Source organism: Halomonas sp. N3-2A (genome assembly GCF_002216165.1).
GTDB lineage: Bacteria > Pseudomonadota > Gammaproteobacteria > Pseudomonadales > Halomonadaceae > Vreelandella.
The window spans coordinates 1,155,448-1,181,674 of sequence record NZ_CP022286.1 but is presented as its reverse complement, the minus strand read 5'-3'; the positions used below and the strand labels follow the sequence as shown (position 1 = coordinate 1,181,674).

The following is a 26,227-nucleotide window of genomic DNA, read 5'->3' as shown; positions in this document are numbered from 1 at the left end:
GATCAAGTGTATAGATCAGTTACTGTTTTGTTGGCCCTGCTCTTCAGAACTTGCTTCTTCAGCTTGCTCAGAACCATTCGAATCAGCGCTGCCACTCTCTTCATCTGTCAAAGAAGGCACTTCGTCATTCGCCGCATCGTTTACATGTAAGCGACCCTCCAACGAAGAAAGCTCGTCACGCCAGTCACTGAGCTGGGTTTCCAGGCGTGCAAGCTGACCTTCACGAGCCTCAATATCACTTTCAACGTTAGCTAGTTCTTCACGACCAATATCCAGCGCGACCATGAGATCATCCATCTCGCTGCGCACTTGGTCGAGGCTCTGTTGCTCTTCTTCACGCAGTTGAGTTAACGAATCAACCTCGCTTTGCAACTCATCCCGCTCACTGGTGAGCGAGTCACGCTCGCTTTGCAAATTATCTAATTCACTTTGAACGGCTGACACCTCTTCCTCAGTACCGGACAGCTGTTCGCTAGCTTCACTAATCTGGGTTTCTAAACCCGACAGTTCCTCTTGAGCGGCACGAAGCTCGTCAACGGCCTCCTGACGCTCTTGTTCAGCTTGCTGACGTGCCGATTCCGCTTCTTGGCGGGACTCTTCGGCACTTTGACGAGCTTCTTCAGCTTCCTGGCGAGCAGACTCAGCCTGGTCTCGCGCGCTTACCACTTGATCACGTTCTTCTTTTAGTGATTGCAGGTCAGCTTCAGCGCTCTCTACTTGCTCGCTTAACGCATCGACTTCTTGCTGAAGTGCATCACGCTCAGCGACTAGTTCTTCAAGACGCGATTGCACCGCATTTGTCTCACCCTGAGCGGTCTCTAGATCGCTTTGTGCCTGAGCCTGCTGCTCTTCCAGCGATGCCATTTCCTCACGCATTGCACTTAAATCGGTCTCAGCTTGCTCAACTTCCGCAATTCGCTGGCTAAGCTGGTTATTATCTTGCTCGACGCTGGCTAACTGGCCCTCTAACGTTTCGACACGCTCTTGCCGTGTGCCCGAGTTCGATTGCGCCATAATTGCCCAAATAACAGCAATGGCGGCAATACCAGCAATACCTTTGACACGGTTGTCTTTAAACAGCGTTTTCATGTCTGGCTTACTCGCTGGCGCTTGATTATCCGAGTGGTTTGCTTCTGGCATACTGCGTCCCTCTCTTCTTTATTAGGCTACCGATATCAGCAGCGTTGATAGACATTTAGCACCTGACATTCTTTTACTAGCATACACATCTAGCAACATCTAGCCAGCGAACAACGTATATGACTAACGGCGCATACGGTTAGCCGCTTGTTGGTTAGCCTAGTGGTTACTTTCCTTAAAGCCTATCGCATCCGCAGCGGCAACCTCAAACCAAGAAAGCGTGGCGTGTAACGACACAACACTACCAATAATCAATAACGTAGGCGGCGTAATCTCACCTTGGTGAAATGCTTCAGGCAGCTGTTGCAAAGAACCAATATGCGTACATTGGTGCTGTGTTGTGCCCTGTTCAATCAGCGCCAAAGGGGTGCTGGATGCGAGACCATGGTCCATCAAAGCCTGGCAAATGGCCTCTAAGTTGCTCAGCCCCATATAAAATACCAAGGTTTGTCCAGGGCTAGCTAACGCCTGCCAATCAAGCGTGCTCTCTCCATGTTGCAAGTGGCCCGTGACTAAGCGAACCGACTGCGCATGGTCTCGGTGTGTCAGAGGAATGCCTGCATAAGCGGCACAACCGGATGCCGCTGTAATACCCGGGATGACTTCTACCACCACATTTTCAGCCATGAGCGTTTCTAATTCTTCTCCACCTCGGCCAAAAATGAAGGGATCTCCCCCCTTGAGACGCACAACTTGCTTACCTTGCCTGGCCCAAGCCACCAATGTCTGGTTAATTTCATTTTGAGGGACGCTGTGCAACGCCTTCGCCTTGCCAACGTAAAACCGCTCAGCCTTAGGCCCAATCAGGGCTAGCACTTCATCGCTAACGAGGCGGTCGTAGAGCACCACTTCTGCTACCTGAAGCCGCTTATACGCTTTCAACGTCAATAGCTCTGGATCCCCTGGGCCAGCACCGACCAAACTTACCAAACCACCGCCAACTTTTTGAGCGCTAGCCGAGTGGCCTGTCTTTATAGTGGCTGCTTTTACTTCGCTCAAAGAAACACCCCGACAATAAAAAATGATCCAATCTATTAAAAAGCAATAGGCCTTCCTGTGTCGCGCCAAAGTTTCTATGGAAGACACTGAACGTCACACCAAAATTCCTTTATAGAATATATATAGATCAATTGATTTTAAAAAAAGCAAGCATTGTCAGTAATGGCTTACATATTAGTTACGTTTTTAGGGCTAACCTTTACGATTAATTTTTATTTGGCATATGCTTTGGAGCTTCACGCATGCTCGTGAATGATACAGCCCCAGTACCGCAAAGTACTGATAGCCTGATATCCCAGATACCTGGGGTTATTTTTCAATTCTATCGATCACACTGCGGCCGTATGCACTTTCCCTACCTGGAAGGCGGGGGCGAGGCGCTGGCACACATCGACCGACAACAATTAGCGCATGACGCTGGCCAACTTATTGAACACCTAACCGGTCACGATCACCCCAAAATAATGTCATCTATTGAGCGATCTGCACGCTGGATGCTACCGCTCACGACTCGCTTCCGCCTCCCCTTCCCTAAAGGAAAGCCGCACTGGATTGCGGTAAGTGCTAACCCCTCCCCGGCATCCAATGGTGTTCGCTGGAGCGGCATCATGATGGATATTACTGATCAAGTCGCTGAAGAGCAGCGACTAAGAAAACTCTGCGACACCGACCCTTTAACGGGATTGCCTAACCGTCGCAAACTCATGGTGCACTTAACGCACCTAGCCTCATTAAGCACGCGGCATGGGACGCCTTTATCTATCATGATGGTAGATATAGATCATTTTAAACAGCTCAATGATCGTTGGGGACACTTGCAGGGCGATAGCGTACTTGAACAACTTGCCGTGCAAACTCAGCAACTCCTGCGCTGCGAAGATATGGTGGCAAGACTTGGCGGTGAAGAGTTTATGGTCGTGTTGCCGCTTACACCGCTGCAGCAATGCCATAAACTCGCTGACCGTCTCCGACATGCCATCTCAAGCTACGATTTTGGAATCGGTGCCGGCCAAGTAACCGTGAGCATTGGTGTAGCGGAGTATCGGTGCGGTGAGCCTTTAGCCAACTTAATAGAGCGCGCTGATCAAGCGTTATACAGCGCGAAAGAGGTTGGTCGCGACTGCGTATGCCTTCTATCCTGATTTGAGCAATACCCAAAGGAGGCAACCCATGACAACGCTAGCTCAGAAAACCTGCGAACCTTGCAGTGGTAATGCCATACCGCTCACTTATAGCGCATGCCAACCCCATCTAGCAGCGCTTTCAGAGTGGCAGATTGTTGACCACGATGGCATCATGAAGCTGACGAGACAGTTTACGTTTCGCAACTTTGCCGATGCCCTGGCATTCACCCAGCGCGTTGGCGATATAGCAGAGCAGGCTGGGCACCATCCTGTCATTGTTACTGAGTGGGGTAAAACCACCGTGACATGGTGGTCTCATGCAATAAAGGGCCTGCATCTTAATGATTTCATTCTTGCCGCCAGAACCGACGAGGTAGCCGAATAAATGTTTGAGCAAATTGAGCGAGTCCCAGGAGATGCCATTCTCGGGCTGATCGAAGCTTTCAAAAAAGACACCAATCCCCAGAAAGTCGATTTAGGGGTTGGCGTATATCGCGATGCACAAGGCAATACGCCGGTCATGCGCGCTGTCAAGGAAGCAGAAGCTCGCCTGCTCAAGAATGAAACCACCAAGACCTATATTGGCTCTCACGGTGCCCCTGCTTACGGTGATGCTGTGCTGCCTATGGTATTAGGTGCAGATTCTTCCGTATTGAAAGCCAACCGCGCGAGCGCTACCCAGTCTCCTGGTGGAACAGGTGCACTACGCTTAGCCGCTGACTTTATTGCTCACCAGCTTCCTGGAAAAGGAATCTGGGTCAGCGATCCTACTTGGCCAAACCATCACGGCATTTTCACCGCTGCAGGTATCGAGCTTCACAAGTACCCCTACGTTGATGCTGACAACCGCCTTGATTTCGATGGCATGTTAGCGGCACTGAAAAAGATTCCTGAAGGCGACGTTGTGGTGCTTCACGCCTGCTGCCACAACCCGACCGGCTTTGACCTGTCTAAAGATCAGTGGCATGAAGTAATGGCAGTACTGAGCGAGCGCAAACTGCTGCCATTGGTTGACTTTGCTTACCAAGGTTTCGGGGAAGGCCTGGACGAAGATGCCTATGGTGTTCGTCTGCTGGCCGAAAACCTTGATGAAGTTATCATCACCAGCTCCTGCTCAAAGAACTTTGGCATTTACTGCGAACGCACTGGCTGCTTGATCCTAATTGCAAAAGACGCCGAGCAGATGGAGAACGTTCGCTCTCAGGCTGCCATTGTGGCCCGTGAGAACTACTCTAACCCTCCCGCCCACGGCGGCGCGATTGTTAGCGAAATTCTCCACGACGCTGAGCTGTCTGCAATGTGGCGTGAAGAGCTGACCGAAATGCGTGATCGCATCAATACGCTGCGTCGCGACTTCGTTGAAGCCCTTAAGCCTTACGGCCTTGCTGAAAAATATGCATGCGTTGCAGAGCAGCGCGGCATGTTCTCTTACACCGGTTTAACTCCGGAGCAAGTAGACCGCCTGCGTGATGAGTTCGGTATTTACATGGTGCGCTCTGGCCGTGCCAACGTTGCAGGATTCTCACACGAGAATTTACCTTACCTCGCTAAGGCCATCGCTGCCGTTAACGAATAACGCCAGTGAGTTGTTAACCTTAGTGTCAACAGCTAAAACGCCCAGGCAAATTGCCTGGGCGTTTTTGTAGATGAATTGAAGATAAGCCACTGAACAGGCAAGCGATTGTTATGTACAATTGCCCGCTTGCCGCCAGAGCCTGGGGCGCCCGTGCGGCGTCCGCTACAACGCAATGCTTGACCGATCAGTCAAATCTTCGGCACACTCAGCATAGCCTTGTATACAACACACCATAACTAAGAGGCCTAACATGGCGGCTGTCGGCACTCACTATCCGTGGTACAAAAAAGAAGACACCGACGCGTTCTTCGCGCTGTTTCAAAACAATATTGCCAACTTTGTCATTATCGCAATTACCATGCTGGGCATGGGGTTCCCCACATCCATTGTGTATGGTCAGGTGTTGCCTGGTGCCGCAGTGGCAGTCATGGCAGGTAATTTTTATTACGCATGGAGTGCCGCTAGGCTCGCACGAAAAGAAAACCGCAGTGATGTCACCGCGCTCTCCTACGGCATCTCCACGCCGGTCATGTTTGTGTTTCTATTCGGCGTATTGCTCCCCGCCAAGCAGTTAACCGGTGACGCGGAGTTAGCCTGGAAAGTTGCCGTGGCCGCCTGCTTTATTAGTGGCGCAATAGAAGCCTTGATTAGCATCGTTGGCCGCTGGGTGCAGTATCACCTCCCACGGGCCGCCATGTTGGGCGCTGTTGCTGGCGTCGCACTCACCTTTATTGCCGGCGAGATGCTATTTAAAACCTTGGAAATGCCTATCATTGGACTTCTGGTGCTCGGCATTATCATTGTTGGTCTTGTGGCACGCGTCAGCATGCCGTTTAAGCTACCGACATCGCTGTTTGCCATTGTGGTCGGTACTGCGATGGCATATTTGATTGGCGATGCGGGCAGCGAACGCTTTAGCGATGCTTTTACCCATTTAGGGTTCTACCCCCTGCTGCCTAATTTGGCATGGTATGAAGGGTTAGGCTTGCTGTTTAGCGGCATGCTGGCCGTACTTACTGTCGTACTCCCCATCACCCTCTATAACGCTATTGAAACCATGAATAACGTTGAAGCGATGGAAGCGGCTGGCGATAAATACGATGTGCGTGAGTGCCAGGCAGTGGATGGAGCAGGCACGATGATCGGCGCTCTATTTGGCGGCGTATTCCCGACAACTGTTTATATCGCCACGGTGGGCGCGAAATGGATGGGCGCAGGACGAGGCTACAGCATTTTAAACGGTGCCGTTTATGCCCTCGCCACCATGTTTGGCCTGATCGCTGCCTTAGCGGCCATTATTCCGGTCTCAGTAGTGGCCCCTATCTTGGTATTTGTCGGCATGTCGATGATAGCCACTGCGTTTCAAGCGAACGATACCCGCTATTACCCGGCCATTGCGCTGGCGATGCTGCCCTACTTTGCCAACTACGTGATGACACGCTTCAACCGGGGTGCTGGTGACGTCGTCAGCGATATTTCCAGTGCCATTGTTGTCATGGGACAAGGTGCGATGTTTATGGCCATCTTCCTAGGGGCAATGACAGTGTCGGTGATCGACCATCAGTTCCGGCGTGCAGCCGCATTCGCCGCCATTGCGGCAGGCTTCTCATTTGTAGGACTGATGCACGCCCCAAAACTGGCCTTTAACGCGGCGCCTGAATTTGTCATGGGTTACTTGGGCATGGCATTACTGTTTATGTACTTCTCATTCCAGGAAGCCCCTAAGAAGCACTAAACGGCATTACTTGCTGAATCCCGCCTGCCGATGCGGGCGGGATAAAATGCGCTTGAGCACTATCCAAGCAACCATACCTGCCAACACGTTACCCAATGCCGCGCCAGCGGCTAAGCCTGTCCAGCCAAACAACTGCGCACCCAACCATAAACATGGTAGATAGCAAATAAACAAGCGTGCGCTTGAAAGCAGCATTGCTCTAAGTGGCCAGCCGAGAGCGTTACCTGCAGACACCACCAGCATACACACGCCCAGCGCAGCATAACTTGGCAACAAAAAGCGAATTAGCAGCGCGAGCTCACTTTGCACCTCCTGGTTCCCGGCTAACACCATAGCCACCCAGGGTGAAGCCAGCGCCAGCAACAGCCCCAGGCTAAGCTGCCATATCAACGCGACATTCACTGCCAAGCGCATCAGCTGCTGAATCTGTCCCCAGTCGCCCGCCCCATAGCAACGCCCAAGCCATGGTGGTAGCGACATCGTCATCGCCAATATCACCATCAGCGAAACCGTTTCTAGGCGGCTGGCAAGCCCCCAAGCCGCCACCTGGGTATCTCCTAGGCTAGCAACAGCCGCAATCGCCAACATCGCCGCCAGTGGCGGCATTAACTGACTAACCATCGCGGGAGCAGCGATACCGGTAAAAAGCCGCCACGAGCGACTAGCTTCTTGCCATAGCGCGGTATTCGTCGTCCACTTTTGATGCTTTAGTTTAATACTGCTGAATAACAGCCCCACAAAAAATGCAATGGCGGTCGCCCAAGCCGCGCCCGCTAGCCCCCAGCCCTGCCAAGAACCAATACCAAAAATAAATAGCGGGTCCAATCCCAGGTTAATAAGGCTACTGAGCACCATCATCTTACCTGGCAGCCGTGTATCGCCGTGAGCACGAAACACGCTATAGATAAAATAGAGCAGCGCGCCTAGCCAAGCTGAAAATAGCTGTGGCCCCCAGTAAGCGCGTATATAAACCAGCGCGCTATCATCGGCACCTAACAGCCTAAATATGGGCACTTGAAGAAACCAAAGCGCAATGACTAGTAGGCCGATGACAAGCCCACCGGCAATTAGCACAAGGCTGCTTAACCGCTTCGCTCGAACGTCTTCTCCAGCGCCTAAGGCGCGGGAAATAAGCGCCGCAATCGCGATCCCCATTCCCACTTGAATGCCAATAATCAGAAAGGACAACGGAAAGGTAAACGACTGAGCGGCCAAGGGCGCTGTTCCCAAACGGGCAATAAAAGCACTATCTACAAGCTGGAAACCCAATAGCGCCAACACACCAATGGCCATCGGCCACGTTTGACGCCATAAGGTTATCGCCAGCTCGCGTTGCTGCATAATGACCGCTGCCAAAGAGAAATCCTCAAAACAGAGTAGATAGCGGTGAACGCCACCTAGTTAACAATACTGACAACCTACGAGATGTAAGTTGTTTCTGGTAACTCCCAACGCAAAAGCGCCACCACCCAGGCAAGGGTGATGGCGCTTTCTGCTTACGCTCGCTTACTGACGAATGCCTTCAAACGTCACGTAAAGCTCCAGCTCGTGCATCGCTTCTGGGAAGTCACTCATATCAATACCGAAATCACCCAGCGTTAACATGGTGCTGCCTTCAAAACCTGCACGGTAATTGCCCCAGGGGTCATCACCTTCGCCCATCAAGGTAACAGGCATTTCAATTTCCTGCGTCTCGCCATGAAGCGTTAACTCACCGGTTACGACGCCTTCATTTTCACCCGTTGATTCAAAACCTGTTGAAGTGAAAGTTGCCGTAGGATATTCGCTGGCATCAAGAAAATCGCTGCTTAAGAAGTGACGATCACGCTCTGCATGATTAGTGCTCAGGCTTCCCACCTGCACTTCCATTTCTACAGAAGAGGCTTCTAAATCCTCGGGGTCATATGAAAATTGACCGTCAAACTCTTCGAAAGTACCCAGAATATAGGAAAAGCCGAGGTGGCTAATTTTGAACTGAACAAAGGCGTGCTGGCCTTCAGTATCAATTTGATATTCTGCTGCTTGCGCTTGGCTGAACGTCGCTAGCGAAGCGGCGGCAATTGCAGCAGCAAAAGCGGTTTTCTTTAACATCGTGGAAATCTCCTTTATTTTCCTAATAAACACTACGAGCAAACTATCAGCGCAGTGGACAAAAAAATTCCATTATTGCTTGCGGCCATGAGCAGGATTAACCATCCGCACGAGTGTCGAGTGGCGATCCCACCAATGATGCTTCATCGCGGCTAGCGCATGCCCTGCGGCCAATACCATAAGCGCCAGGGCGCTGTACCAGTGCACATCGCCTGCCAGACTAGCTTGATCAGGAAGCCCGTGAAGCAGTGCCGGCACTTCAAACCAATCAAACACGCTAATTCCGCGCCCATTGGCGGTAGAAATCAAATAGCCACTAACAAGCACTAACAATAACAAGACATACAACATTATGTGGCCAGCATGGGCAGCTAGACGTTCAAAGCGACTACCCTCTGCATGAGGCGTTGGTTGAATTAAGCGCCATATCAAGCGAGCAAAGGTAGCAATTAACAACAAGATACCAATCGAGCGATGCACCCACGGCCCTTGGTTATACCATGTATCGTAGTAACCAAGATCTGTCATCCACCAGCCAAGAACAAACAACCCCACAATCGTTAGTGCACTAAGCCAGTGAAGAGCAATACTAATGACTCCCCATCCACTCTGCGTGTTCCGCCACATCCTTGCTTTCCTCGTTCTAAACAGCAATTGGTCATGCCTGCTGTAAGCACATTTCTACCTAAAGCATACCGTCTTAATGATCAAAACACTGCTGAAAAAAGCAGAACACACCATTCGTAAAAAACGTTTGTTAAAAACATTGCTAAATGTTGTAGTTACAAAAACGCCGTCAGCGAAGCAAGCAATAAAAAAACCGGCCACGAATGACCGGCTTATCAAAACGCTATTTGAATCGCTCAGCCAGCCGCCAAAGCATCCAACCCAGCGGCAAGATCGCGCTGAATGTCAGCCTGGCTTTCCAGCCCCACCGCTACGCGAATCAACCCAGGGGCGATACCTGCGGCTTCTTTCTGCACATCGGAGAGACGTCCATGCGTTGTGGTGGCTGGATGGGTAATGGTGGTTTTAACATCTCCGAGGTTACCCGTTATAGACAGCATTTTGGTGGCATCAATGACCTGCCAAGCTCCCTCCTGGCCACCTTTCACCTCAAAGCCCAATACGGCACCAAACCCTTGCTGCTGTTTTTTGGCAAGCGCATGCTGAGGATGGGCTTCTAAGCCACTGTAGTGCACTTTATTAACGGCCGGGTGTTGATCTAGCCAGAGCGCCAAAGTCAGCGCATTCTCGCAATGTGCTTTCATGCGCAATGATAAGGTTTCAAGCCCTTTGGTGAAAATCCACGCATTAAAGGGACTCAGGCAAGGCCCGCAAGTACGTACCACACCAAACACTTCTTCCAACACGTCGTGTTTACCAACCACCGCGCCACCAATAGCACGTCCCTGGCCATCCAGATACTTCGTTGCAGAATGGATGACTAAGTCAGCGCCAAGCGCAATTGGCTGCTGAAGTGCCGGTGTTAAGAAGCAGTTATCAATCGCCAACAATGCACCACTTCGCTTAGCAAGTTCGGCTAATGCTGGAATATCCGCGACTTCAGACAGCGGGTTGGACGGTGTTTCCGCAAACAACAGCTTGGTATTTGGGCCGATGGCCTCTTCCCAGGCAGAAACGTTAGATAGTTCTACATAACGAGTCGTGATACCAAATTTGCCCAGGTATTTGTCAAACAAACTCACGGTAGAACCAAACAGCGAGCGCGATGCAACGATTTCATCGCCGGCACTTAGCAGTGCCAACGCCGTCGATAAAATGGCCGACATACCCGAACTTGTTGCCACGCACCGCTCACCACCTTCAAGCGCCGCCAAACGGCGCTCGAACGTATGCACAGTAGGATTAGTAAAGCGTGAATAGACGTTGCCCGGCTCCTGCCCCCCAAACTTGCGCGCGGCTTCAGCCGCGCTTTCGTAAACAAAGCTTGAAGTGGGAAAAATGGGCTCGGCATGCTCTTGCTCAAACGTACGGTGATGGCCCGCGCGAATGGCAAGGGTCTCTAGCGACCAATCGTCCTGGTGACTATCATCATGCATGGCTGAGCACCTTTAAAACGTCAATAAAAGTTGTAATACGAGCTATTAATACGCGGCATTAGTCGTCAAGATCGTCATCATCTTGGTTATGCATACCCACTAGCGCATGGTCGCCCGCACTTTGATCTTTGGCTGCGTCATTACGACTCGCTTCAAGCACCGCCAAGTAGGCATCATCAATGTCACCAGTGACATAGTTGCCGTCGAAGACAGAGCAGTCAAACTCATCCATTTCAGGATTAACCTCACGGCAAGCCGCTTTCAAATCTTCCAGGTCTTGATAGAAAATTCGATCCGCACCAATCAGCTGACCAACCTCTTCTTCTGTGCGGCCATGCGCAATCAGTTCTTTTGCCGCAGGCATATCAATGCCATAGACATTAGGGTAGCGAACGGGCGGAGCAGCTGAGGCGAAATACACTTTACGGGCCCCTGCATCGCGCGCCATCTGAATAATCTGCTTACAGGTGGTTCCACGCACGATAGAGTCATCCACCAGCAGCACATTTTTGCCTTTGAATTCGACATCAATGGCATTCAGTTTTTGACGCACCGATTTTTTACGCTGCGTTTGGCCAGGCATAATAAACGTGCGGCCAATATAGCGGTTCTTCATAAACCCTTCGCGATAGGTCACCCCTAAGTGCTGCGCCATCTCAAGGGCAGAAGTGCGCGACGTATCGGGAATTGGGATAACAACGTCAATATCGTGATCAGGCCATTCATTAAGAATGCGGTCGCCAAGCTTGCGCCCCATCTGCATACGCGTGCCATACACGTAGGCACCATCAAGAATAGAGTCGGGGCGCGCAAGATAGACATGCTCAAAAATACAGGAACGCAGCACAGGTCGATCAGCACAGACCTGAGTATGAATCTGCCCCTGCATGTCGACAAAAATCGCTTCACCGGGCGAAAGGTCACGCTCCAGCTCAAAGCCGCCGACATCTAAGGCGACAGATTCCGAAGCAATCATGACCTCCTGCCCCTCGTCACTTTGGCGAGTACCAAACACTACAGGACGAATGCCATGATGATCCCGAAATGCCACCATACCAAAACCGTTAATGATCGCGACCGCCGCGTAGCCGCCTTTGCAGCGCCGGTGCACTCTACGAACGGCATCAAAAATGTCCTCGGCTTCCAGGTGCAAACCCTGTTTGCCCAACTCATGGGCAAATACGTTTAGCAACACTTCGGAGTCAGAGCTGGTATTGATGTGACGAAGGTCCGTCGAGAAAAGTTCTTGCTTTAACTGATCAGAGTTAGTCAGGTTACCGTTGTGAGCCAGCGCAATACCGTAGGGGGAGTTGACATAAAACGGCTGAGACTCAGCTTCGCTAGAGGAACCTGCGGTTGGATAACGCACGTGACCAATGCCAAGGTTACCTTTTAGGCGAGCCATGTGGCGGGTATGGAACACATCTCGAACCAGCCCATTACTCTTGCGCAGTAGGAAGCGTCCCTCGCTCCAAGTCATCATGCCGGCAGCGTCCTGACCCCGATGCTGAAGTACGGTCAGAGCATCATAGATTCCCTGATTTACCGCCTGCTTGGCCAGAAGGCCCACTATACCGCACATTCAAGTTACCTCGCTTTAGTGCCATGGTTCACCGTAGCAAACCCGTACGTTCATCAAACGAATGTAAGCCACTGCCTATTTCTCGGTCGCAAAAGCGGGCATTGGTAGACAGCAGCTAACTGTATTACTAACTAAACATCACGTCGCGCCATCATTAAACAGCGCACTCACTGGCCACCATTTTCAGATGTTGGCGTAAAAGACTGTGGAACTGGCTCTTCCTGAGCGCCGAAATCTGGCAACGAAATATCGCGGAGCGAGTCAGGTGCTTGCGGTAGCTCCCGTTCCCATTGATCTAACTGGCTTACCGCCCAATCGCGCAGCTCAATAAACGTCGGCCGTAGCTCAGCTTCTTGCCAAGCCTGTAACTCAGCCAAGGGCGTTAGTGTAATAAGGACGGTTGCCACCAATAAAATGACAGCGCCACGAGTAAGCCCAAAAGCAGCACCGGCAAAACGGTTAAGCAACCCCATACCGACCCACTCTACCGCCGCATGAACAAGGCGGATCACAATCCCGCTAAGTAAAATGACTGCAAAAATCACTAAAATAAATGCCAACACTAAGCGCGCATCGAAACTGTCGATGAACCCGCTCATTAGATCTGCTACCGGCTCTGCCAAGACGCGCGCTACCAACAATGCGACTACCCATGCGGCCAGCCCAAGAGCTTCCCTGACAAATCCGCGCATAAAGCCGGCCAGCATGGAAAGTGCTAGCACCGCCAGGAAAAGCGCGTCTATCCAAGTAAGTGCCATAAGTTAATTTCTCACTCGCACTAACAGGCCCTGTACATTGGCACGCTGTTTAATAATCGCCATCGCAGACTCGCCGTCTTCAGACGTCGCATAAGGGCCAACATAAACAGAGGTAAGGTTATTATCGCGCTCACGTAGGTAGGCGCTAAACCCCGCCTGAGTAAGCTGATCGCTTAGTCGCCTTGCGTTACCCGCATCACCAAAGCTGCCCACTTGAACGGCCCACTCGCCTTGGGAAGAAGATGTTGGGCCAGCAGCATTCGATGATGTAGTTGCATTATTACGGTTATTGGCAGCCATTAACTCAGCAATTGGATCATCTGCTCCAGCACTCTGAGCATTAGAACTACTGGCTTGATCGGTTTGTGGCTGCCTTGGATTGGCATCAATTGGCACACTATTGGTCGCGCTATCTACAGAACGACCTTCACTTGAGGACGTGTTGATAGATGACGGCATTTGCGGAACCGGAACATCTTGCTGTGTTGCCTCAACAGGCCGTTCAATAACAAACGTAGGCTGAGGGCGCTCTTCTCGGGGAGCAGGATCACTCATCAACCACGGCACGAAAATCGCCAGCAACGCGAGTAAAATGACAATACCACTGATGCGTTCCGTTTTACCGTATTTCATATCCCTCTCCATCAAGCTTAGCGAGCACAACGGTTAGGCCGATTAAGCTTGCGGCAGTGTTATTTCCAACAAGGCCGCAACTGTAAAAAACGAGCCGGTAACTAACACCCGGTCGGAGGGTGCCAACTGCTCAGCCATTATCTGCACTCCAGCCTCTGGGGAACTGGCGCAACGATGTACACGCCCACCCAGAGATGTGATACGCGCCGCCAATTCGGCAGCTGACCGACCACGCTCACCCTCCAACGTCACGCATACCCAGTCAGTAATGCGGGGTAGCAAAGCGCTAATAACACCATCAGCGTCTTTATCATTGAGCATGCCGATCAACGCCCACTGCCGGCCACCTTCAGGCACCGATGGGAGTCGCCTAGCGACATAATCGGCTGCATGAGGATTATGCCCGACATCCAAGCACCACTGCCCTATCCACTGCATACGTCCTGGCACTTGCACCTCATGAAGCGCACGACGGCATGCGTCTGCATTCACCGCTAATCCGCTAAGTATCAATGCTTGGAGAGCCGTTGCTGCATTATCAATCGGCAAACCGGGATCAGGAAGGTCTGTCAGAGAAATAACCTCTCCCTGGCAGCTCAGTCCACTCCAGCTCCATTCAGACAGGCTATCAGCGGCAGAGTCATCAGCAATTGAGTGGCTAAACGCCTCACCAAGACAGTAAACAGGAGCGGCAATCGCATCAGCAGCCTCTGCTACACTGCTGGGAAGCAGTCGACTGCCCAATACGGCGGGTTTTGCAGCACGAAAGATGCCGGCTTTTTCCCGGCCAATTTGGGCAATATCAGACCCCAAAAAATTGGCATGATCCTGAGCAATGGTGGTGACAATAGCAACGTCTGCATCAATGATATTGACGGCATCCAATCGCCCACCCAGACCAACTTCGAGCAGCGCTAAGTCGAGGTTTTCCTGTGCTAGGCACCAGAGGGCGCACAGCGTTCCCGCCTCAAAATAGGTTAAGCTAATTTCAGGCGTTTGTAGCCTAGCTTCCTCTACGCGAGAGAAACCAGTCATTAGCCGCTGGTCGTCAGCATAGTCACCATTGATCGTCACGCGCTCGTTATAGCGCACTATATGGGGCGAAGTATAAGTACCTACCCGCAAACCGTGCGTGCGTGCGACAGCATCCATCATGGCAAGGGTTGACCCCTTGCCATTCGTACCCGCCACCGTAATCACCTGTGTTGCAATCGGTCGACTTAGCAACCCCATGCGCTTGGCAACTTCTGCTACGCGCTCAAGCCCCATATCAATCCCTACAGGGTGCAGGGTTTCAAGGTAGTGCAGCCATTCGGCTAAAGACCCAGGAGTTAAAGCGTCAGAAGCTAAAGATTCAGGGGCTATAGACTTAGACATTGCGGGTCGAATCGTCGCTCTTAACGGTGCTGGCTTCGCTATGCGTTTCAGGCGTATCAACGTCTGTTGCATCTACAGCATCGGCTATTGGCGCTTCATCAACCAACGGCTCGTCAATCGATGCGTCGTCACTGACATCACCTTCGCTAGGCAGCGCGATATTATGCGTCAGCTTACGCAGCACACCACCAACACGAGCACGCATATCATGACGATGCACAATCATATCTACGGTGCCGTGTTCCAGCAGAAATTCACTGCGCTGAAAACCTTCCGGCAGCGTTTCACGGACGGTTTGCTCAATAACGCGCGGGCCAGCAAAGCCAATCAAGGCATTGGGCTCGGCGATATTTAGATCGCCCAGCATCGCTAGCGACGCGGATACCCCGCCAAACACTGGATCTGTCAGCACAGAAATGTAAGGCACACCCGACTGCTTAAGCTTTTCAAGCGCTGCCGAGGTTTTGGCCATCTGCATGAGTGAAAACAGTGCTTCTTGCATCCGTGCCCCACCAGAAGCGGCAAAGCAGATCAGCGGAAGCCGCTCTTCAAGGGCAATGGTTGCCGCGCGGACAAACTTCTCGCCCACAACCGCCCCCATTGAGCCACCCATGAAGGTAAATTCAAACGCAACAGCTACAACCGGAAGCCCGTCTAGCTCGCCACGCATAGCAACCAGCGCATCTTTTTCACCGGTCTCTTTTTGGGCAGCCGTTAAGCGATCTTTGTATTTTTTAGAGTCGCGAAATTTCAAGCGATCATTAGGCTCAATCTCAGCCGCAATCTCTTGGCGATTCTCTTTATCCAAAAACCAGTCCAAACGTTTACGCGCGGTCAACCGTAAATGGTGGTCGCACTTGGGGCAGACGCTGTGGTGCTTCTCAAGCTCAGGGAGATAGAGAACCGCTTCGCACTTGGGACATTTACGCCAGAGGCCATCGGGCACGCTGGCGCGACGGTCTTTACGCTGGATACGCCCCATGGAGGGCACAATCTTGTCTAACCAGCTCATATCAAAAAGTTTCCGTATACGTCATGCTTAGCAACGCCAAGCTTGATGAGTGTCGTCAATCAATTCAGTGTAGACGATGAGGGAATGCGCTTAGGCATCCATCGCGGTGCGCATGTCGCCCAACACGCTTTTAAGCTGACCAGCAATGGTTTCAGGTGCGTCAACGCTCTCTGCAATACGGTTCACTAGCGCACTGCCAACAATCACACCATCAGCGACTTTCGCCACTTCAGCGGCGGTCACACCATCGCGGATACCGAAGCCAACACATAATGGCAAATCGGTCATTTCGCGCAAGGGCGCGAGATGCTCTGCCACATCGTCAGCATTGAGTGTAGCAGCACCGGTAACGCCCTTAAGCGAAACATAATAGAGATAGCCCTCACCGTGGGCGCATATTGTAGCGGCACGAGCATTGGAAGTGGTAGGCGCAACCAAGAAAATCGCTGCTAAATCGCGAGCTTTTAACAGCGGGCCAAGCTCATCAGCCTCTTCAGGCGGCATATCTACCACGAGCACGCCATCGACGCCAACGCTTGCCGCTTTATCAGCAAACGTTTCATAGCCAATCCGCTCTATCGGATTGAGATACCCCATCAACACGATAGGCGTTTTAGCATCCACTTGGCGGAACTCAGCGACCATATCCAGCAGATCAACCAAGCGAGTGCCCTGCTTAAGCGCTCGCTCACAGGCCTTTTGAATCACCGGGCCATCGGCCATTGGGTCTGAAAACGGCACGCCAAGCTCAATAATATCAGCCCCCGCCTCTACCAGGGCATGCATAAAGCCCACAGTGTACTGAGGCGCAGGGTCGCCGGCGGTAATATAAGGAATCAGGGCCTTACGACCCTGCTCTTTTAATTCGGAAAAACGCTGGTCAATACGGTTCATGCTAGCCCTTAAAACTCAATGCCATCGATGTTCGCAACGGTCATGATATCTTTATCACCACGACCAGAAAGGTTGACCACGATATGCTGGTCAGGGCGCATGGTCGGTGCCAGCACCTTCGCATGAGCAAGCGCATGGGCGGATTCCAATGCTGGCATAATCCCTTCCATGTGCGTCAGTTCACGAAACGCTTCCAGCACTTCTTTATCGTTTGCGGCTACGTAGTTAACTCGCCCAACATCTTTCCATAGCGCGTGTTCAGGCCCAACCCCTGGGTAGTCGAGGCCAGCAGAAATCGAGTGCGTGTCTGACACTTGTCCCGCTTCGTCAGACATTAAGTAAGTTCGGTTGCCATGCAAAACACCACGCGGCGCATTGGTCGAAAGCGGCGCAGCATGTCGGCCTGTTTCGATACCATCGCCACCGGCTTCGACACCGTACATCGCCACCGCATCATCTTCGACGAAGGGATAGAATAGGCCCAAAGCGTTGGAACCACCGCCCACACAGGCAATCAGCGCATCTGGCAAACGCCCAATTTGCGCTAATGACTGTTGGCGCGCTTCACGCCCCACTACCGAGTTGAAATCACGCACCAACTGCGGATAAGGGTGCGGACCCGCTACAGTGCCAATAATGTAGAACGTGTTATCAACGTTGGTGACCCAGTCACGCAAGGCTTCATTCATTGCGTCTTTAAGCGTACGAGTGCCTGATTCGACCGGGATCACACGTGCGCCCAATAGGCGCATACGATAAACGTTCAGCTTCTGGCGCTGAACGTCTGCCGCCCCCATATAAACGTCACACTCCAGGCCTAAGCGAGCTGCCACAGTCGCCGTAGCAACACCGTGCTGGCCTGCTCCGGTTTCAGCAATAACCCTGGGCTTGCCGGTTTTTTTGGCTAATAGCGCTTGGCCAATGGTGTTATTAACCTTATGAGCACCGGTGTGATTTAAGTCTTCACGCTTCAACCAAATTTGCGCGCCACCTAGCGACTGTGACCAACGCTCTGCATGGTAAAGCGGCGATGGACGCCCCACATAATGGGCAAGGTCACGGTCAAACTCAGCCTGGAAATCGGGATCATCACGCAGACTCAAATAGGTCTGCTCTAACTCTTCCAGGGCAAAGCTCAGGGTTTCCGACACAAACCGGCCGCCGTAGGGGCCAAAATGACCACGGGCATCCGGCATTCGGGTCAGGTCGCTGAACTTGGTTTCAGTCGCTGAGACAGTCACAGGCATACCTCACAAGATCGCCAGAACAGGCAAACAATAAATGAACTAACAATGAGGCGTAGTCACCCTGTTGGGTACGCTACGCAATGAGCTTAATGGGCGCTGGCTAACGCCACATTTTGAACAAAAGATGCCATTAACTCGGCATCTTTTATGCCATGAGATATTTCTATACCGCCAGAGACATCAATAGCATAAGGCATTACTTGGTTAACCGCAGAAGCCACATTATCAGCCGTTAACCCACCAGCCAGGATAACAGGTTTTTCTAAGGTTGCGGGGATTCTAGACCAATCAAACGTCTCTCCCGTTCCCCCTGGGATACCAGGTCGATAGGCATCTAATAGTAGCGCCTGTGCAAGCGAGTAGTCAGCCGCCGCCTGATGCAGGTCGATATCATCACGCATGCGCAGTGCTTTAATCCAAGGCCGTCCAAACTGCTGACAGAACGAGGCTGGCTCATCACCATGAAACTGAATTAAATCCAAGTAAGGTAAGCACTGCTCAATGAATTCTGCGGGCTGATTAACAAACAATCCCACTCGCGTCACAAAGGCAGGCACTTCCACTGCCAACTCTTCCAGCACAGCAGGCGTTATGCTGCGGGCGCTCTTAGGCCACATCACGAAGCCAAGCGCGTCCACACCCAGCGATGCTGCCAGCGCGACGTCCTCATGGCGAGTTAAGCCACAGAATTTAATCCGCGTACGACCAGAACGCGCGTTCATAATGGGGCCTCCTGCTGCTCTGAAGGCGCTGACTCTTGGTTTAAAGGCGTCTGACTCTTAAACGTCAACTTGCGCCGTGCCGCAATGCGCGGATTATCAGGTAACTGACGCTCCCCGGTCCACTCACCGGTAAATGCGAGCAGGTTGGGGCCTAACGGCTCTTTGGGCAGATCAAATCGTTCATCATAAAGTGAGTCTACAAAATGAAGGCCACAGGCTGGCGCTGTGACATCGCCTTTTCGGCGATTCTTCAGTGCCAGCAGGCGCGCAATGTGCCCTTCATCTTGTGAACCGCGCCCTACGCTAACCAGTGCCCCCGCAATATTGCGAATCATGTGGTGCAAAAAAGCATTGCCCTGAATATCAATGACCACTATTGGCCCATAGCGTTTCACTTCTACAAAGTGCATTTGCCGCCAAGGCGTTTTGGACTGGCAGCCCGCCGCTCGAAAGCTGCTGAAGTCATGCTCGCCTACCAGAGCCTGCGCAGCCCGATGCATGGCATCGGCATCTAACGGATCTCGACACCAAGTTACGTTGTGGCGCTCTAACACCGGACGACTAAGTTGATTCAACAAAATATAACGATAACGACGCCCAAGTGCGCCCAAGCGGGAATGGAAGTCATCGGACACAGGTTTTACCCAGCGCACAGCGACGTCTCTAGGAAGATTGGTATTACTGCCAAAAATCCAGGCTTTCTCAGAACGCTGAACAGGCGGGTCAAAATGGATGATCTGACGAGTGGCATGCACGCCAGAATCGGTTCGACCACTGGCATGAATACGCACTGGCGCGCTGGCCACTTTCTCTAGCGCATCTTCCACCGCTTGTTGAACAGAAGCTGCGTGTTTCAAACGCTGAAAGCCGCAAAAGCGCGTACCATCATATTCAATGCCCATCGCTAGGCGCCCCGTTAGGGGCTTTGTTTCGTCAAAATGGTAAAACAGCGTCATGAAGCCACGTCACATAGAAGATAGTTAGGGTGTACCATTATCCCGACGTCGAGGCTCAAATGCCACCTCTTCGACTTCCCAGCGTTCCTCGACGCTCTTTCCTCTATATTGGTTGCGTCCCACGCCTGGAGGTGAAGACGTCTCCTGCCGTTCGGCCTCAACTATCGGCCCTGGCTCACTGTTAGCAGGTACTGTATCGGCCGTTGATGAATCCCGCGCTGGTGGCTCAGTAGTAGAAGAAGGCGTGGTAGTTGAAAACGTAGTAGGTGAAGACGTAGTAGGTGAAGACGTAGCGGTTGGCATCGTATCAGCGTTATAAACTGAGGAAGTGGGTGCAACATCTTCCCACTGCCGTTCACGACGCCTACGCGACCAGGCTAGCGCTCCCAACAAAAGCGCTAACGCAGTACTAGCAAGCGGCCATTGATAGGCAGTAATGCGCTCAACAAGCGTGTCTGACGCACTCTGCGAACGGTTCAGGTTAAGCATCTCGTTAGCTGTATGGCTGTTTGCCATCAGCGCGGCACTCCCCGCCAGCACATCAGATACTGCTTGAGCTTGCTGAAGCTCGCGCTGAGAAGCACTCAATGCTTGTGCTAGCGACGCCACCTCTTGACGCAGCACCGCTAGCTCATCATGCATTTCTTCGCGCTCGTCAAGCGCCGCTAGCAGCCTATCCTGACCCTCCAACAGCTGTTCAGCGAGCATTTGCTCGATGGCGACAGTATCGGATGTTTGCGGGGATGGATTAGTGCCCTGGTCGACACTTTCCATGGTTGGCTCGCCCGCCTGCTCCATGCTCGAATCACTAAGGGTTTCAGGTTTTTCTTGGGGCTCGGCCTGACGGCCTACAGGCTGGCGCATCGCTTGAATTGCCGGGGCAGCATTGCTGGACGTTCGTGACGCAACCTGTTGACGGGTAGGGATATTGAGCGTCTGGCCTGCACGGAGCTCATCTACATTGCCAGTGGGAAACGCAGCAGGATTAGCGGCTAAGAGCGCCGTCATCATTTGCTGAATGGTTACATCGGCTGGCTTCACCCTTGCGGCAACGCTCCAAAGAGTATCGCCACTGGCTACGTAGACAATATCGCGTGCGGCCGATGCCATAGAAGCGGCTGCGCTGCTGGTCGCTTCGGCCGAGCCAATGGCGTCAATAGGGCTACCTAACGCGTATTCGGGTGGATCAAACAACAGCGTTAAAGCGCGCGTCTGCCGCCCTTCTGGCGAAGAAATCGTTAACAGTAGATCCAACCATGGCTCATGAACTGCCTGGGAAGAGCGCAGCAAAAGTCGATGCCCGGCAGGCTGCTCCTGAACCTGAACACTGATACTTGCGGTAAGGGGTGTCCACTCCAACCCCAGCGCTCTAAACGCCGATTCGTTTGCCAGGTCGACACGTAAATCACTCAGCGCGAAATGCTCGCTTTCCTGAAGCGGCACAGTGGCTTCAAGCGGCGCATCTAACGGCGAACTTACCGTTGCCTGGCCCAACCCAAGCGCCATTGCCAGCGGGCTAATAGCGCTCAGCGATAGCCCCAACATCCCTGTTAACTGTTTTCTCATAAAGGCCTCTGCTGCCTTTTATTTGATTGCGGCTAAGCCACACTTTCTTACATTTACTTAGCAAAATTACACTCTGCATCCTTTTTACCACACCCAGAGAATAAAAAAACGGGAAGCTGCGTACAGCTTCCCGTTTTTATCAACGCCTTTATTTAAGCGTGGCGTGCTCTACTGCTCGCGTAAGATCTTCAGCATACGCTTGAGCGGCTCGGCAGCACCCCATAACAACTGGTCACCAACACTGAAGGCTGACAAGTATTCGCCGCCCATATTCAGCTTGCGAAGACGACCGACCGGTACTTGCAGCGTGCCAGTCGCAGCAGCGGGCGTTAGGCCAGCAACTGTAGCGTCTTTGTCGTTCGGGATCAGCTGAACCCACTCATTATGCTTAGCAATACGATCTTCAATCTCGTCAAGCGGCACATCTTGCTTCAGCTTAATAGTGAACGCTTGGCTGTGAGAACGCATTGCACCGATGCGCACGCAAAGGCCATCGATGGGGATCGGGTTGTTTTGCAAACCTAAGATCTTGTTAGTCTCAACGCTGCCCTTCCACTCTTCACGGCTTTGGCCGTTATCAAGCTTGGTATCGATCCATGGCAGCAAGCTACCCGCTAACGGCGCACCGAAATTATCCGTGGGGAAGTCACCACTACGCATTGCAGCCGTCACTTTACGGTCGATATCCAGAATCGCGCTAGAGGTATCTTTCAGCTCTTCGCCTACGCTGTCGCGCAGTTGACCCATCTGGTTCAATAGCTCGCGCATGTGCTTGGCGCCTGAACCGGAAGCTGCTTGGTATGTCATGGAGGTCATCCACTCGACCATGTCTGCTTCGAACAAGCCACCCAAGCCCATCAGCATCAGGCTCACGGTGCAGTTGCCGCCGACAAAGGTTTTAGCACCCTTCGCTAACTGGTTATCGATCACCTTACGATTGACCGGATCCAGAATAATGGTCGCTTCGTCTTCCATACGCAGGGTGCTGGCCGCATCAATCCAGTAGCCTTTCCAGCCCGCCTCACGTAAATCTTTATAAACCGGCTTGGTATAGTCGCCACCTTGACAGGTAACCACCACGTCCAGTGCTTTTAACGCATCAATATCAAACGCATCTTTCAGTGGAGGCACGTCCACGCCGATATCGGGGCCAGGCTGACCAACTTGGGAGGTGGTGAAAAATACCGGTTCAATACCGTTAAAATCACCATCTTCCTGCATGCGCTGCATCAGCACTGAGCCAACCATGCCACGCCATCCCACGAAACCGACTTTCAACATGTGAAGTCCTCCAACTAAGAATGAGAGCGATATTATACACAAATATTAGACACAACGTCGGCCACCCCTAGGGTGGCCGACTGTTAATACCTTTCAGCGTCAATTAGTTAGCACGCTTTATACATAATTTAATTTTTTGCGAAGGCCGCCAATACGGCATCACCCATCTCATCGGTAGAGACACGGCGCGTTCCTTCAGAGGCAATGTCAGCAGTACGCAAGCCATCATCCAATACACTGCCAACAGCGGCTTCAATGCGCTCAGCCATGGCGGTTTCATTCAATGAATAGCGTAACATCATCGCGACCGACAGCATCATCGCTAACGGGTTAGCAATATTCTGCCCAGCGATATCCGGCGCGCTACCGTGGCAAGGCTCGTACATGCCCTGCCCACTCTCGTTTAGCGACGCTGAAGGCAACATGCCAATAGAGCCGGTAAGCATGGCAGCGGCATCGGAAAGAATATCGCCAAACATGTTGCCCGTCACTACCACATCAAACTGTTTCGGCGCGCGCACCAACTGCATGGCGGCGTTATCCACATACATATGGGAAAGTTCAACATCCGGGTACTCTGGTGCTAAACGCTCCATCACTTCACGCCACAGAATAGTGACTTCCAATACGTTGGCTTTATCGACCGAGCAGAGTTTTTTGCCGCGCTTCTGAGCCATTTCAAAGGCGACGCGACCAATGCGCTCAATTTCGCTTTCAGAGTAGATGTAGGTGTTAAAACCCACCCGCTCGCCGTTGCGCTCTTCAATGCCACGTGGCTGGCCGAAATAAATGCCACCGGTAAGCTCGCGGACAATCATAATATCCAGCCCAGCCACTAACTCCGGCTTCAAGCTAGAGGCGCTAGCCAACTGCGGATAAAGCATGGCCGGACGCAGGTTGCCGAACAAACCTAAGTTTTTCCGCAGACCTAACAGGCCTTTTTCAGGACGCTTGGAAAGGTCTTCGAGTGTGTCCCATTTGGGGCCACCGACAGCGCCCAGCAAAATAGCACTGGCTGCCTTGGCTTTTTCAAGGGTTTCAGCAGGCAGTGGCTCACCGTGAACATCGTAAGCAGAGCCACCGACAAGTCCTTCTTCGACGTCGATATCCAAACCAGCTTCCTGGCAGGCCTTCAGCAAACGAGCCGCCTGAGCCGCAATTTCAGGGCCAATACCATCACCCGGCAGCAGTAATACCTTATGAGTCATGCAATTTCCTTAGCATTTCAAACGTTAAAGGTGAATGAACACTTACGCAGGCTGACGGAACAACCAAGGACGCTGCTGGCGGTGTTTTTCTTCAAACGCGCGAATTGCGTCTTCGTCCTGCAGAGTAATACCAATATCGTCCAAGCCGTTCAGCAGGCAGTGCTTACGGAACGCATCCACCTCAAATTCGAGAATTTCGCCACTGGGCGTAATGACCCGCTGATTTTCTAAATCTACGTCTAATTGATAGCCTTCGCTGCCTGCCACTTCCGCAAACAGGCGGTCAACAACGTCTTCTTCCAAGGTAATCAGCAGAATGCCGTTTTTGAAAGCATTGTTGTAGAAAATATCGGCAAAGCTTGGCGCAATCACCGCTTTAAAACCAAAATCTTCGAGCGCCCACGGGGCGTGCTCGCGGGAGCTACCACAGCCAAAGTTGCGGCGCGCCAGCAATACTTCAGCACCTTGGTACCGCGGTTGGTTCAAGACAAAATCTGGGTTCAGCGGGCGCTGCGAACAGTCTTGTCCTGGCTGGCCTTCATCCAGGTAGCGCAGTTCATCAAACAAGTTCACGCCAAAGCCAGTGCGCTTAATCGACTTCAAAAACTGCTTCGGAATAATCAGGTCGGTATCGACATTAGCACGGTCAAGCGGCGCGACGATTCCTTCTAAACGTTCAAACTTTTTCATGGCTTAGGCCTCCTGCGCGTGGCTAGTGTCGTTAGCGGGTAAGGTACGTACATCAACAAAGTGACCAGCAATCGCTGCCGCCGCGGCCATCGCAGGGCTCACCAGATGTGTGCGACCGCCGTAACCCTGGCGACCTTCAAAATTGCGGTTAGACGTTGATGCACAGTGTTCACCAGCGCCCAACTTGTCGGCATTCATTGCCAAGCACATTGAGCAACCCGGCTCACGCCATTCAAAGCCTGCTTCAATAAAGATTTTATCCAAGCCTTCTGCTTCCGCCTGGCGTTTCACCAAACCAGAGCCCGGCACCACCATGGCAAGCTTAATCGAGCCAGCGACTTTATTGCCTTTCGCTACCTTGGCCGCTTCGCGTAAATCTTCGATACGCGAGTTAGTACAGGAGCCGATAAATACTTTATCGAGCTTGATATCGGTAATTTTCTGGTTTGCCTGCAAGCCCATATATTCGAGGGCACGCGCATGGCTGCGCTGCACGGTGTCATCCAGCGCGGCTTGGGGATCTGGCACTTGGCCGGAAATACCGGTGACCATTTCCGGGCTAGTCCCCCAACTGACCTGAGGCTCGATCTCTTCAGCTCGCAGAGTAACTACTTTATCGAACTGCGCATCGGCATCGGAAACCAGGTTACGCCAATCGGCTACGGCGGCTTCCCACTGCTGGGTGGTGGGCGCAAAGGGACGCTCGGCCAGGTAATCAATCGTCGTGTCATCGACGGCAATCAGGCCCACACGGGCACCCGCTTCAATGGCCATATTGCATACGGTCATGCGGCCTTCCATAGAGAGCGACTCAATCGCACTACCGGCAAACTCAATGGCATAGCCCGTACCACCAGCGGTGCCAATCTTGCCAATAATCGCCAACACCACGTCTTTAGCGGTCACGCCCAGGCCAAGTTCGCCTTCCACGCGCACTTGCATGTTCTTCATTTTTTGCGCCAGCAAGCACTGGGTCGCCATGACGTGCTCAACTTCTGAGGTGCCAATACCATGGGCCAAGGCACCAAATGCACCGTGGGTAGCGGTGTGGGAGTCGCCGCACACCACGGTCATACCAGGCAACGTTGCGCCCTGCTCTGGGCCTACCACGTGCACGATACCCTGGCGCGGGTCGTTGATTTTGAACTCTTCAATGCCGTACTCAAGGCAGTTATCGTCCAAGGTTTGTACTTGGATTAACGACACGGGGTCTTTAATACCGCTATTGCCTTCAGCGCGCTCTTTTACCGTCGTAGGCACGTTGTGGTCAGGCGTTGCCAAGTTAGCATCTAAACGCCAAGGCTTGCGATTAGCCAGGCGCAGTCCTTCAAACGCCTGGGGCGAGGTGACTTCGTGAAGCAACTGGCGGTCGATATAGATCAACGCCGTGCCGTCGTCACGCTGTTTCACCAAATGTTGATTCCAGAGTTTGTCGTAAAGCGTTTGACCTGACATGTTGCTCTCCTGGGCATTGCCCTGCTAGTTCGGTATGGCAGCCTCTACGTGCTGCTTATGTGGCTATACAGGCAGTGTCACGCGAGTCGCGCATAAAAGCAATTCATGTTATTCATAG

24 protein-coding genes are annotated in these 26,227 nt (G+C 52.4%); 4 read left to right on the top strand and 20 right to left on the bottom strand.

The window, feature by feature from the left end; genetic code table 11:
* Positions 1-15: 15 nt before the first annotated feature.
* Together CEK60_RS05515 and cobA are read right to left on the bottom strand one after the other, a co-directional pair.
* Positions 16-1,140 (bottom strand): kinesin, encoded by a 1,125-nt coding sequence (locus tag CEK60_RS05515; RefSeq protein ID WP_089038179.1) that lies wholly within the window; start codon positions 1,138-1,140, stop codon positions 16-18.
* 159 nt (positions 1,141-1,299) lie between these two features.
* Positions 1,300-2,070, bottom strand: a complete 771-nt coding sequence (gene cobA, locus CEK60_RS05510) for a uroporphyrinogen-III C-methyltransferase (protein ID WP_089040862.1) — start codon at positions 2,068-2,070, stop codon at positions 1,300-1,302.
* A 311-nt stretch (positions 2,071-2,381) separates the two neighbouring features.
* Between cobA and CEK60_RS05505 the strand changes: the two genes are divergently transcribed.
* The 4 genes from CEK60_RS05505 (at position 2,382) to CEK60_RS05490 (ending at position 6,574) form a co-directional block, all read left to right on the top strand.
* Positions 2,382-3,281, top strand: a complete 900-nt coding sequence (locus CEK60_RS05505) for a GGDEF domain-containing protein (protein ID WP_089038178.1) — start codon at positions 2,382-2,384, stop codon at positions 3,279-3,281.
* A 28-nt stretch (positions 3,282-3,309) separates the two neighbouring features.
* Positions 3,310-3,648, top strand: a complete 339-nt coding sequence (locus CEK60_RS05500; RefSeq protein WP_089038177.1) for a 4a-hydroxytetrahydrobiopterin dehydratase — start codon at positions 3,310-3,312, stop codon at positions 3,646-3,648.
* Complete coding sequence (locus CEK60_RS05495) at positions 3,649-4,839, top strand: amino acid aminotransferase (protein WP_089038176.1); 1,191 nt, start codon at positions 3,649-3,651, stop codon at positions 4,837-4,839.
* A gap of 250 nt (positions 4,840-5,089) precedes the next feature.
* Entirely contained in the window at positions 5,090-6,574 is a 1,485-nt protein-coding gene (locus tag CEK60_RS05490; protein ID WP_089038175.1) for a uracil permease, read from the top strand.
* Positions 6,575-6,580: 6 nt separating this feature from the next.
* Here the strand turns inward: CEK60_RS05490 and CEK60_RS05485 are convergent, their stop codons facing one another.
* The 18 genes from CEK60_RS05485 to leuC form a co-directional block, all read right to left on the bottom strand.
* Positions 6,581-7,915, bottom strand: a complete 1,335-nt coding sequence (locus CEK60_RS05485; protein WP_089040861.1) for an MATE family efflux transporter — start codon at positions 7,913-7,915, stop codon at positions 6,581-6,583.
* A gap of 165 nt (positions 7,916-8,080) precedes the next feature.
* Positions 8,081-8,665 carry a YceI family protein gene (locus CEK60_RS05480; RefSeq protein ID WP_089038174.1) on the bottom strand — a complete coding sequence of 195 codons (585 nt, stop codon included), beginning with the start codon at positions 8,663-8,665 and terminating at the stop codon, positions 8,081-8,083.
* 72 nt (positions 8,666-8,737) lie between these two features.
* Positions 8,738-9,292, bottom strand: a complete 555-nt coding sequence (locus CEK60_RS05475) for a cytochrome b (RefSeq protein WP_089038173.1) — start codon at positions 9,290-9,292, stop codon at positions 8,738-8,740.
* Between the two features lie 236 nt (positions 9,293-9,528).
* Entirely contained in the window at positions 9,529-10,728 is a 1,200-nt protein-coding gene (locus tag CEK60_RS05470) for an O-succinylhomoserine sulfhydrylase (protein WP_089038172.1), read from the bottom strand.
* 58 nt (positions 10,729-10,786) lie between these two features.
* Complete coding sequence (gene purF, locus CEK60_RS05465) at positions 10,787-12,310, bottom strand: amidophosphoribosyltransferase (protein WP_089038171.1); 1,524 nt, start codon at positions 12,308-12,310, stop codon at positions 10,787-10,789.
* Between the two features lie 167 nt (positions 12,311-12,477).
* Positions 12,478-13,068: a CvpA family protein gene (locus CEK60_RS05460; RefSeq protein WP_089038170.1), complete on the bottom strand. Its 591-nt coding sequence runs from the start codon at positions 13,066-13,068 to the stop codon at positions 12,478-12,480.
* Between the two features lie 3 nt (positions 13,069-13,071).
* Positions 13,072-13,701 (bottom strand): SPOR domain-containing protein, encoded by a 630-nt coding sequence (locus CEK60_RS05455; protein WP_089038169.1) that lies wholly within the window; start codon positions 13,699-13,701, stop codon positions 13,072-13,074.
* A 42-nt stretch (positions 13,702-13,743) separates the two neighbouring features.
* Positions 13,744-15,078 carry a bifunctional tetrahydrofolate synthase/dihydrofolate synthase gene (gene folC, locus CEK60_RS05450; protein ID WP_089038168.1) on the bottom strand — a complete coding sequence of 445 codons (1,335 nt, stop codon included), beginning with the start codon at positions 15,076-15,078 and terminating at the stop codon, positions 13,744-13,746.
* Entirely contained in the window at positions 15,071-16,090 is a 1,020-nt protein-coding gene (accD, locus tag CEK60_RS05445; protein ID WP_089038167.1) for an acetyl-CoA carboxylase, carboxyltransferase subunit beta, read from the bottom strand. Before accD ends, folC begins: the two co-directional genes overlap by 8 nt.
* Before the next feature lie 90 nt (positions 16,091-16,180).
* Positions 16,181-16,984, bottom strand: a complete 804-nt coding sequence (gene trpA / locus CEK60_RS05440; protein ID WP_089038166.1) for a tryptophan synthase subunit alpha — start codon at positions 16,982-16,984, stop codon at positions 16,181-16,183.
* A gap of 8 nt (positions 16,985-16,992) precedes the next feature.
* Positions 16,993-18,231 (bottom strand): tryptophan synthase subunit beta, encoded by a 1,239-nt coding sequence (trpB, locus tag CEK60_RS05435; protein ID WP_038483713.1) that lies wholly within the window; start codon positions 18,229-18,231, stop codon positions 16,993-16,995.
* Positions 18,232-18,317: 86 nt separating this feature from the next.
* On the bottom strand, positions 18,318-18,953 hold the full coding sequence (locus CEK60_RS05430; RefSeq protein WP_089038165.1) for a phosphoribosylanthranilate isomerase: 636 nt from the start codon (positions 18,951-18,953) through the stop codon (positions 18,318-18,320).
* A complete protein-coding gene (gene truA / locus CEK60_RS05425) occupies positions 18,950-19,909 on the bottom strand; it encodes a tRNA pseudouridine(38-40) synthase TruA (RefSeq protein ID WP_089038164.1) in 960 nt (319 codons plus the stop codon). The genes CEK60_RS05430 and truA overlap by 4 nt, the downstream gene beginning before the upstream one ends.
* A gap of 24 nt (positions 19,910-19,933) precedes the next feature.
* Positions 19,934-21,475, bottom strand: a complete 1,542-nt coding sequence (locus CEK60_RS05420) for a type IV pilus assembly protein FimV (RefSeq protein WP_089038163.1) — start codon at positions 21,473-21,475, stop codon at positions 19,934-19,936.
* 168 nt (positions 21,476-21,643) lie between these two features.
* The gene (asd, locus tag CEK60_RS05415) at positions 21,644-22,756 is read right to left on the bottom strand and encodes an aspartate-semialdehyde dehydrogenase (RefSeq protein ID WP_089038162.1); all 1,113 of its coding nucleotides are present in this window, start codon (positions 22,754-22,756) and stop codon (positions 21,644-21,646) included.
* Between the two features lie 128 nt (positions 22,757-22,884).
* A complete protein-coding gene (gene leuB / locus CEK60_RS05410; RefSeq protein WP_038483705.1) occupies positions 22,885-23,964 on the bottom strand; it encodes a 3-isopropylmalate dehydrogenase in 1,080 nt (359 codons plus the stop codon).
* Between the two features lie 42 nt (positions 23,965-24,006).
* Complete coding sequence (leuD, locus tag CEK60_RS05405) at positions 24,007-24,654, bottom strand: 3-isopropylmalate dehydratase small subunit (RefSeq protein WP_089038161.1); 648 nt, start codon at positions 24,652-24,654, stop codon at positions 24,007-24,009.
* Positions 24,655-24,657: 3 nt separating this feature from the next.
* A complete protein-coding gene (gene leuC / locus CEK60_RS05400; RefSeq protein WP_089038160.1) occupies positions 24,658-26,109 on the bottom strand; it encodes a 3-isopropylmalate dehydratase large subunit in 1,452 nt (483 codons plus the stop codon).
* Positions 26,110-26,227 lie beyond the last annotated feature (118 nt).